General features: G+C 70.6%; 9 protein-coding genes and 1 rRNA gene. All 10 read right to left on the reverse strand.

Going from position 1 to position 9,702, the window contains the following annotated elements:
* Window positions 1-128: 128 nt before the first annotated feature.
* Window positions 129-773 carry a MerR family transcriptional regulator gene (locus tag ACZ4WV_RS18610; RefSeq protein ID WP_465747928.1) on the reverse strand — a complete coding sequence of 215 codons (645 nt, stop codon included), beginning with the start codon at window positions 771-773 and terminating at the stop codon, window positions 129-131.
* Between the two features lie 224 nt (window positions 774-997).
* Entirely contained in the window at window positions 998-1,474 is a 477-nt protein-coding gene (locus ACZ4WV_RS18615) for a bifunctional nuclease family protein (protein ID WP_030062493.1), read from the reverse strand.
* Window positions 1,475-1,572: 98 nt separating this feature from the next.
* A complete protein-coding gene (ftsR, locus tag ACZ4WV_RS18620; RefSeq protein WP_465747946.1) occupies window positions 1,573-2,268 on the reverse strand; it encodes a transcriptional regulator FtsR in 696 nt (231 codons plus the stop codon).
* A gap of 179 nt (window positions 2,269-2,447) precedes the next feature.
* A complete protein-coding gene (locus tag ACZ4WV_RS18625) occupies window positions 2,448-3,329 on the reverse strand; it encodes an FHA domain-containing protein (protein WP_465747930.1) in 882 nt (293 codons plus the stop codon).
* Window positions 3,330-3,555: 226 nt separating this feature from the next.
* Window positions 3,556-4,701, reverse strand: coding sequence for a DUF881 domain-containing protein (locus ACZ4WV_RS18630; RefSeq protein WP_465747932.1), 1,146 nt, complete (start codon window positions 4,699-4,701; stop codon window positions 3,556-3,558).
* On the reverse strand, window positions 4,685-5,017 hold the full coding sequence (locus tag ACZ4WV_RS18635; RefSeq protein WP_030062488.1) for a small basic family protein: 333 nt from the start codon (window positions 5,015-5,017) through the stop codon (window positions 4,685-4,687). Before ACZ4WV_RS18635 ends, ACZ4WV_RS18630 begins: the two co-directional genes overlap by 17 nt.
* Window positions 5,014-6,105 (reverse strand): DUF881 domain-containing protein, encoded by a 1,092-nt coding sequence (locus ACZ4WV_RS18640; RefSeq protein WP_465747934.1) that lies wholly within the window; start codon window positions 6,103-6,105, stop codon window positions 5,014-5,016. The genes ACZ4WV_RS18635 and ACZ4WV_RS18640 overlap by 4 nt, the downstream gene beginning before the upstream one ends.
* A gap of 172 nt (window positions 6,106-6,277) precedes the next feature.
* Window positions 6,278-8,773, reverse strand: coding sequence for a sugar phosphate nucleotidyltransferase (locus ACZ4WV_RS18645; RefSeq protein WP_465747936.1), 2,496 nt, complete (start codon window positions 8,771-8,773; stop codon window positions 6,278-6,280).
* Window positions 8,774-8,897: 124 nt separating this feature from the next.
* Window positions 8,898-9,518 (reverse strand): CDP-alcohol phosphatidyltransferase family protein, encoded by a 621-nt coding sequence (locus ACZ4WV_RS18650; RefSeq protein ID WP_465747938.1) that lies wholly within the window; start codon window positions 9,516-9,518, stop codon window positions 8,898-8,900.
* Between the two features lie 97 nt (window positions 9,519-9,615).
* A 5S ribosomal RNA gene (gene rrf / locus ACZ4WV_RS18655) occupies window positions 9,616-9,702 on the reverse strand; the annotation flags it as partial.

The following is a 9,702-nucleotide window of genomic DNA, read 5'->3' on the forward strand; positions in this document are numbered from 1 at the left end:
TCTTCCCCCCCTATTCTCCCCGCACAAAAACGGGACCGGCGACCCCCCCCCCCCCCCCCTCCCCCCCCCCCCACGGCCTCGTCAAAACCGGTCACGCACCACCGGCGTGGCCCGCGACCGACGCCTCGTCAGACCGCCCGGTTGCGCCGCTGCGCCAGCTCGTCCGCCGGGTCGTGCCCGACCAGCGTCTCGCCGGTGTCGGTCCGCTCCGCGTGCAGCCGCCCGAGGGTCAGCTCCAGCTCCCGCCAGACAGCCCCCACCGCGATGCCGAACACCCCCTGACCGCTCTTCAGCAGATCGACCACCTGCTGCGGCGTGGTGCACTCGTACACCGTCGCCCCGTCGCACATCAGCGTCAGCCCGGCCAGGTCGCCCTGGTCGGCGGACTGCAGATGGGCGACGGCCACCCGGATGTTCTGCAACGAGACGCCCGCGTCCAGCAGCCGCTTCACGATCTTGAGCAGCAGGACGTCCCGGAAGCTGTAGAGCCGCTGGCTGGTCGCCGGGTACGCCGTCCGGACGCTGGGCTCCAGCAGTCCGGTCCGGGCCCAGTAGTCCAGCTGGCGGTAGGTGATCCCGGCCGCCGCGCAGGCCGTCGGGCCGCGGAAACCGAGCAGTTCGGACGTCGGCGCCAGCCGCTCGATCGCGGGCTGGCCCGCCTGCACGGCCGGGAACCTGCCCACGCGCGGCAGGTCGGTCACGGTACGAGCGGTGCGGGGTACGTGCACGGCGCACAGGCCTCCTGCGGCCGCGTCATCGCCGGTGCTGCTCATGCCTACCTCCGTCCACTTGTGCTGCGGGCAACCCGACTGCGGGCATCGGTCACCCGGACAGCCACTCCTGACGGTAGGCAGTCCCCTATGACCCGTCAACGATCGCCACGCCGGGGTAGACAGACCACGTCACTCAGGAGAGTGGTTTTTCGTGCCCCTAGTGTGGGTAGATGGACGGTTTTTGGCAAAACGGCGAGTGAAACGGCCGATCGGGCCCGTCCGCGCTACTGCGGACCGCCGCCCCCGAAGTCCTCGGGTGACACCTGGTCGAGGAACTCGCGGAACTTCTCGACCTCGTCCTCCTGCTCGTCCGGGATCGCGATGCCCGCCTCGGCGAGCACCTCCTCGCTCCCGTAGATCGGCGTGCCGGTGCGCAGGGCGAGCGCTATCGCGTCGGAGGGCCGGGCGCTGACCTCGACCCCGCCGGCGAACACCAGCTCGGCGTAGAACACGCCCTCCCGCAGATCGGTGATCCGGACCTCGGTGAGCTGCTGGCCGAGCGCCTCCAGGACGTCCTTGAACAGGTCGTGCGTCAGCGGGCGCACCGGAGTCATGCCCTGCTGGGCGAAGGCGATCGCGGTCGCCTCGCCGGGGCCGATCCAGATCGGCAGGTAGCGATCTCCCCCGACCTCCCGCAACAGCACGATCGGCTGGTTGGAAGGCATCTCCACTCGGACACCCACGACGTCGAGCTCATTCACACAGGCAACCCTATGGCTCCGCTCCCGGATATGAAAGCGCAGGGCCGACGCCGCTGGTCAGCGCGGTGCACCCGGGCGCCGACCGGCTGCTCCCGCGGCTATCCGCGGGTCCGCAACCCGGCCTGGACCATCGCCGCGTGCAGGCGTACCGACAGCGTCGCCAGCTCCCGCGCGGTGGCCTCCGCGTGGGCCCGGGTCTGCGGGTTCCGGTGCCGCCGCAGCGGCGCCACCACCTGCTCCACCAGCGAGACCTCGCGGTCGGCCGCCGCCTTCATGGCCCTCAGGTGCCGCGGCTCCAGCCCGTACCGGCCGAGCTCCGCGACCAGCCGGGCCACCTGCAGCGCCTCGCCGTCGTAACCGCCGTCCGGACCGGGCGCGACCAGGCCGTACGCCTCCCACTCCGCGAGTTCCCGCTCCCCGGCTTCGGCCGCGGCCAGCAGTTCGGCGCGCCCCAGCCGGACGCCGGAGTGGGCCTCGCCGGAGGCCACCAGCTCGCGGTCGGCCTCCTCCAGCGGCCCGGGCCGGGCCTCGGCGGCGGGCGGCAGCGCGGGCGGGGCCTCGCCGCGCTCGATCGCGTCCAGGTGCTCGCGGATCACCCGCAACGGCAGGTAGTGGTCCCGCTGCATCCGCAGCACGTAGGCCAGCCGCTCGACGTCGGCCGGGCTGAACTTGCGGTACCCCGAGGGCGTGCGCTGCGGCTCCACCAGTCCCTCCGCCTCCAGGAAGCGGATCTTGGAGATGGTCACCTCGGGGAAGTCGTCACGCAGGAAGGTCAGCACCGCGCCGATGCTCAGCAGTTCGTCGCCGCCGCGCCGCCGCCCGGCGGCCCGGTCCGGCCGGACGGGCTGCCTGGGGCCCGCGACCACCCCGCGCCCGACCCGGTCCGCCTGCGGACCGGACGACGACGCGGGGATGGCCGCCCCGAGAGAAGAAGGGGTATCGCTGCTCACTCGGGCTCCTGCCGACGTTGGTTTCAGTACCCCCGGTTGTGGCCGGCGAAGAACACCAGCCGGTACTTACCGATCTGCACCTCGTCGCCGTTGTTCAGCGGCACCTCGTCGATCCGCTCCCGGTTGACGTAAGTGCCGTTCAGGCTGCCCACGTCCGCGACGCTGAAGCCGGACGGGGTGCGGCGGAACTCCACGTGGCGCCGCGAGACCGTGACGTCGTCCAGGAAGATGTCGCCCTGCGGGTGACGGCCGGCCGTGGTGACGTCCGAGTCCAGCAGGAAGCGGCTGCCCGAGTTCGGGCCGCGCTGCACGATCAGCAGGGCCGAGCCCGGCGGCAGCGCGTCGATCGCCTGCAGCACCTCGGCCGACAGGGCCGGCGTGGTGCCGGTGCCGGTGGTCGCGGTGGGGTCGTGGGACTCCAGGCCGGAGATCGAGATGGTCGAGGTGGTCTCCGCGGCCCCCTCGGGCAGCGGGCCCCCGCGCAGCGCCGTACCGCAGTTGGAACAGAAGCGGGCCGCGGCCGGGTTCTGGTTGCCGCACCTGGGGCACGGAATGGGGCCAGCCATGTTCACAGCCTCCTGGCGCGGCACACCCGACGGGTTGTGCCCGGCGTACGGGTCCGGGGCAAACCCTCCACCAGAGGTTGAGGGTCCTGACGGGAAACCTATGCGCGGGTCGCCGGAGGGGTCAACCGACGCGCCGTAGCCCGCCGGGTTGCCCGCGTACTGGGCGGCGCCGCCGTCCCGGTACAGCTGCTGTCCGGCGTACGGCGCGGCCTCGGGGGCCGGGCGCATGCCCGGCACGGCGGGCTCGTCCTCCGACCGGCGGTGCCGGGCGGTGGGCGCCTCGACGGCGGCCGCGTCCCGGCCCTTGTTGCGACCGAACAACTTCGAGAAGAAACTCACGGGCGAATCCCCTTGCGTGTGACAGACCCGCCCGCGGGGCAGGGTGAGAACCTCGGACAGGCTGCGGGCCCGGTTGCGGCCCGGGCCTGCTGGAGTGGTACTCCGACGTTTGGTGCTGCGGTTGGTGCTAGGGAGCGTACTGGTGCGAACCAGTCTCTCCCACGCGACGGCGGCGCCCCGCACCGGGTGCCGCCGGCCCCTGACGGGCCGTTCGTCGGGCGCCCCGTCACTTCGAAGCCGGCTTGGCGTACTGCGGCGTCTTCAGATCCACGAGGGCGTCCACGACCACCTTCTGCTGCTGGGCGATCGTCGCCCGCGCCTGGTGGCTCTCCAGAGTACGGACGACACCGCCCGGAATGTTCAGCGCGGGAGTCAGGTCCTGCGGGTTCCCCACGACGGTGAACCGATAGGGCGGCGCGACCTTCTTCCCGTCGATCTGCACCCCGCCGCCCGACAGGTCGGTGAAGTAGGTGTTGACCACCACGCGCACATCGTTGATCTGAATCGCCTCCGCCCCCGCCGCTCGAAGTTCCTGCAGGGTGTCCAGCAGCATATCCGCCTTCACCTGCCCTTGGGGATCATCGACCGTGAGTACGATGCCCGGACCAGTGGCTTTGACCGTACCGGCCAGCACACCGAGTTCCGTCATCTTCTTCCTGGTCTGCTCCTGGGCCTCCTTGGCCTGGTTGGAGCTGTTCTCCAACTTCGCCAAGGACTGCTCGAGCTCGGCCTTCTCCTGCTGGAGACGCTGCTGACGGCTGTCCAGTTCGTCGAGGATCCGGACCAGGTCCTCCTGCCGGGCACCGCGCAGCTGGTTGTGGTGGTCGTTGGTCGAGCGCACCTGGATCGCCAGCCCCAGGCCGAGCGAGAACAGCAGCAGCGCCACCACCAGCTGCCCGCGCGAAAGCCGCGGCGGCCACAGCGCGGCCTTCAGCCGCCGCCGGCCGGCGTGCCGGTCCTCCGCGGGCGGCTGCCCGTCGGCTTCCGGTTCCGCGGCGTCAGCGGCCTCCGGCTCACCGGTGTCAGCGGCCTCCGGCTCAGCGGGCTCGGCCTCGGTGGACGCGGGCTCGGCGGGGGCGGGCTCGGCGGGGGCGGACTGGGCGGGCACCGGCTCGGCCTCGCTCTGCGACGCGGCCTCCGTCCCGGCCCCGGGTTTGGACCCGGCCTCGGACCTCGACTCCTCGACCGCCGTCCCGGCTTCCTCATCAGCCTCCGTATCGGCCTCCGCAGCAGGCGCGGACTCCGCCTTGCTCAGCCGCACCACCGGCTGCGGCTGGGCCCCGGCCTCGTGTTCGGCCTCGGCGCCGGCCTCCCGGTCCGGCTTCTCCTGCTCCGCCGCCGTCTCGCGGCCCGGCTCAGGCACGGAAGACATGGCGCCGGATCGCAGCCGCGTTGGAGAAGATGCGGATGCCGAGGACGACGACGACACCGGTGGACAGCTGCGAACCGACGCCCAACTGGTCACCGAGGAAGACGATCAACGCCGCGACCACCACGTTCGACAGGAACGAGACGATGAACACCTTGTCGTTGAAGATCCCGTCCAGCATCGCCCGGACACCGCCGAACACCGCGTCCAGCGCCGCCACCACGGCGATCGGCAGGTACGGCACGACGGCGTCCGGCACCTCGGGCTGGACGAAGAGCCCGACGACCACCCCGATCACGAGACCCAGTACGGCAATCACGGTCTAGCTGCTCCTGTCCCTGTCGTGGACTTGGTGGATCCGGTGGACGGACGCCGCTTGGGGGTCGGACCACCGCTGTGGGCGGATGGTGAAACGGACGCGGTCGGGCTTTCCGAGGTTCCGGGCCCGCCGGAGGGAGTGCCGCTCGGCCCGGCCGACGCGGCCGCCGACGACGTGGCCGTGGGCGAGCCGCCGGGCGCGGGAGTGGGCTCGGGGGTGACCGGCTGGGCGGTCCGCAGCGTCACCCCGACCGCCGCCGGCAGCGTCAGGCTCTTCTGGGTGGAGAGCGTCGACTTGATGCCGTACTTCTCCTGCAGCAGCCGCAGGTACTGCCCCGCCATGTCGTTCTCGAAGGCCGCGAGCAGCTTCGGACCGTCCCCGATCGCCTGGATGTTGTACGGCGGGACGAGCGGCCGGTTGTCCACCAGCACCGCCTCGCCCGCGGCGCGGATCGCGGACAGCGCGGTCAACCGCTGGCCGTTGATCGACACGGCCTCCGCGCCCGAGCCCCAGAGGCCGTTCACCACCAGCTGCAGGTCCCGGTCGCGCAGCCGCCCGCTGTTGGAGAAGCCCTGGCCGGCCCTCGGATCGACATTGCCCCCGCTCCCCGTCCCCGGGGCGTCCTCCAGCACGAGTTTGACCCCCGGCCCGGTGACCTCCCCCAGGCCGACGGTGCCGGTCAGGCCGCCCGCGTCGCCGTCTCCCGAGGGGAAGGCCTGCTGCTGAGCGCCCTCCACCTTGCGCCGCAGCTCCTGGACCTGCTGCTGGAGCTTGTCGGCCGACCCGTTGCTGTCGTTGATCCGGTGGATCAACGCGTCCCGCTCCTTGGCGAGGGTGGGCTCCGCCTCGTGCGCGTTCACCGCGCCGACCGTCACCACGGCACCGACCAGCGCCAGTCCGGCGCCCAGCGTGAGCAGACCCCGCAGGGTCCGGGGTATCCGGCTGTCGTGGTCACCACCGCGCGCGGCGGCCGCCTCCGCGTAGCCCTCGTCCAGGCTGTGGTCCATCACGTTCGTCAGCAGGGACATCGAGGCGTCCGGACGGTTGTACCGTCCGTTCGGGGCACTCGGTGTCGGCGTCGCTGGCATGCGGACCATCGTCCCATGCGCGCGAGGGGCCTCGTACACGGCCCCTGAGCTGCACACCCGGTGCACAGACTACGGAAAGTGACGGCCGCTTCCGATGATGTGAAAACGGACGGTGGGGCGCGCGGACCACGCCGCACGCCCCGCCGATCAGGGCACTCGTCCCCTCAGGGCGTCACCGCCCCGCGCTGTCGACCACCGCCGCCCACTCGTCCAGCAGCGCCTCGGTGGCGTCGTCGTCCGGGCCCTCGGCCCACAGGTGGGTGACCGCCTCCGCCGGGTCCGGCAGCACCAGCGTCCAGCGACCGTCCGCCTCGACCACCCGGACACCGTCCGTGGTGTCCAGCCGTCGGCTGCCGGCCGCCTCCACCACCGAACGCATGACCATGCCCTTGGCCGCCCACGGCGTCGCGATGTCCCGGCGCCGGATGTGCGCCTGCGGGATCCGGGCGTCGATCTGACTCAGCGTGAGCTGGGTCCGGGCCACCAGGCCGACCAGCCGGACGAAGGCCGCCGCGCCGTCCAGCACACCGCTGAACTCGGGCACCACGAAACCGCCGCGCCCGTCCCCGCCGAACACCGTGCCCTCGGCGGAGGCCGCCTTGGCCAGGTCGTCCGGCGTCGTCGTGGTCCAGATGACCTGGGTGCCGTGGTACGCCGCGACCTGCTCCGCGATCCGGGTCGTGGTCACCGGCAGCGCCACCTGCCCGCTGCGCCGCTCGGCCGCGACCAGGTCCAGCAGCACCAGCAGCGCCCGGTCGTCATCGATCACCCGGCCCAGCTCGTCGACGAACGAGACGCGCTCGCCGACCGGGTCGAAGCGGACGCCGAACGCCGCCCGCGAGGAGGCCACCAGCTCACCGAGCCTGGCCAGCCCGACCCGGCGCTCTTCCGCGTCCTCGGTGGGCCGCGCTTCGTCCAGCCCGGTGGAGACGGTGAGCGCCTCGACCCCGAGCCGGCCGAGGATGCTGGGCAGAACCAGCCCGGCGCTGCCGTGCGCGGTGTCCACGACCACCTTCAGCCCCGCCTCGCGGACCCCGGTGATGTCCACCGCCCGCAGCAGGTTGCCCGCGTAGGAGTCGAAGACGCTGGACGGGAAGGTCAGGTCCCCGATCTCGCCGGGGAAGGCCCGGCGGTACTCCTGGCGCGCGTAGACGCGGTCGAGCTTGCGCTGCCCCGCCTGCGAGAGATCCGCGCCTCGCTCGTCGAAGAAGAGGATGTCCAGCGAGTCGGGCACCCCCGGCGTGGTCCGCAGGAAGATCCCGCCCGCACTCCCGCGTGCCGTGTGCTGCCGGGCCACCGGCATCGGCACGTTCTCCAGATCGCGGACGTCGATCGCGGAGGTCTGCAGCCCCGAGATCATCGCCCGTTTGAGCGCACGCGCACCCCGCGAGTGGTCACGCGCAATGGTGACGGTGGCGCCCTTCTTCAGCGTCGTGGCGTACGCGCCGGCCAGCCGCACGGCCAGCTCGGGGGTGATCTCGACGTTCAGCACGCCCGAGACCCCGCGGACCCCGAACAGGTGCTCCTGCCCGCGGGACTCCCAGATCACCGACGTGTTGACGACGGCGCCGGCCTCGATGGTCTTGAACGGGTAGACCCGGACGTTCGCCGCGATGATCGACTCCTCGCCGATCAGGCACTCGTCGCCGATCACGGCGCCGTCCTCGATCCGCGCGGCCCGCATCACGTCGGTGTTCTTGCCCACCACGCACCCGCGCAGATTGCTCTGCGGCCCGATGTACACGTTGTCGTGCACCACCGCCTTGTGCAGGAAGGCCCCGCGCTTGACCACCACGTTGCTGCCCAGCACCGTGTGCTCGCGCAGCTCCACGCCGGCCTCGACCTTGGCGTAGTCCCCGATGTACAGCGGCCCGCGCAGGACGGCCTCGGGATCGACCTCCGCCCCCTCGGCCACCCAGACGCCAGGGGAGATCTCGAAGCCGTCGAGCTCGACGTCGACCTTGCCCTCCAGGACGTCCGCCTGGGCCTTGCCGTAGCTCTCGTGAGTGCCCACGTCCTCCCAGTAACCCTCGGCGATGTACCCGTAGACCCGCTTGCCCTCCTTCAACAGCTGCGGGAAGACATCGCTCGACCAGTCGACGGACTCACCCGCCGCGACGTAGTCGAAGACCTCGGGTTCCATCACGTAGATACCGGTGTTCACCGTGTCCGAGAAGACCTGTCCCCAGGTGGGCTTCTCCAGGAAGCGCTCGACCCGCCCTTCCTCATCCGTGATCGTGATGCCGAACTCCAGGGGGTTCGGTACCCGGGTGAGACAGACGGTGACCAGAGCGTTCTTGCTGCGGTGATAGGCGATCAATTCAGAGAGATCGAAGTCGGTCAGGGCGTCACCGGAGATCACCAGAAAGGAGTCGTCCTTGAGGGCGTCCTCGGCGTTCTTGACACTCCCCGCAGTGCCTAGTGGCGTCTCCTCGTGGGCATACGTGAGATGCATGCCCAGTTCCTCACCGTCACCGAAGTAGTTCTTGACCAGTGAGGCCAGGAACTGCACGGTGACCACGGTGTCGGAGAGGCCGTGCCGCTTCAGCAGCCGAAGCACGTGCTCCATGATCGGCCTATTGGCGACCGGAAGCAGTGGCTTCGGCATGCTGGAGGTCATCGGGCGGAGTCGGGTTCCCTCGCCCCCTGCCATTACAACGGCTTTCATTACGGGTGCGTCCTCCTTAGCGGTGGTGGACCTGCGAGTCCATCAAACCGTTCCAGAGGGATCTCTACCCGGAAGGTCCCGTCCGACGCACCGATACGGCGTGGGACTTCTCTCAGATCGCGTCTCAGACGGTGGACGCCGAGGGCGCCGAGTCGGCCTTGACGATCTGGCGTGCCTGGACCGCGTAAAGAATCGCGGACCACCAGTACAGCGTGGTTCCCCACCAGATGAACGCCCAGCTCACCACCTCGGCCGGCCGCGCGATCCAACTGTCCACACTGCCGAGCAGCAGAAGCGGGAACGCGTACATCAGATTGAAGGTCGCGGCCTTGCCGAGGAAACTCACCTGCAGCGGACCGTAACCGTGCTTGTTCAGAATCGGCAGCAGCGAGGCGATAAACGCTTCCCGGGCCAGCAGAATCGCCGTCACCCACCAGGGCAGAATCTCACGCCACGTCAATCCGACCAGTGTGGACAGTACATAGAGCCGGTCCGCCAGCGGGTCCAGCAGCTGCCCCACCCGGCTGATCTGGCCCCACCGCCTGGCGAGCTTTCCGTCCAGGTAGTCACTGACTCCGCTGAGCGCCAGGATCAGCAGCGCCCAACCGTCGTTGTTGGGCCCGCCGAAGGCCGGCCACAGGATGAGCCAGAGAAAGAGCGGAACGCCGACCAGCCGGCCCATGCTCAGCAGGTTGGGGATGGTGAGGACGCGATCGGTCTGGACCCGCGTCTCCTGGACCTCCACCCGGGGCCTCCTGTCCTGTGTGATGACAATGCACGTTGACCCTACAACAGAGAAGCCCCCGTCCGGTTCACCCGGCGGGGGCTTCTCTCGAAGAATTGTTCGGCGGCGTCCTACTCTCCCACAGGGTCCCCCCTGCAGTACCATCGGCGCTGTGAGGCTTAGCTTCCGGGTTCGGAATGTAACC

The organism is Kitasatospora sp. NPDC029312 (assembly GCF_055569215.1).

Excerpts from the sequence above, each read along its gene's own strand:
- ACZ4WV_RS18610 (WP_465747928.1), bottom strand. The coding sequence starts at position 773 with ATGAGCAGCACCGGCGATGACGCGGCCGCAGGAGGCCTGTGCGCCGTG.
- ACZ4WV_RS18630 (WP_465747932.1), bottom strand. The coding sequence starts at position 4,701 with ATGTCTTCCGTGCCTGAGCCGGGCCGCGAGACGGCGGCGGAGCAGGAG.
- ACZ4WV_RS18640 (WP_465747934.1), bottom strand. The coding sequence starts at position 6,105 with ATGCCAGCGACGCCGACACCGAGTGCCCCGAACGGACGGTACAACCGT.
- ACZ4WV_RS18645 (WP_465747936.1), bottom strand. The coding sequence starts at position 8,773 with ATGAAAGCCGTTGTAATGGCAGGGGGCGAGGGAACCCGACTCCGCCCG.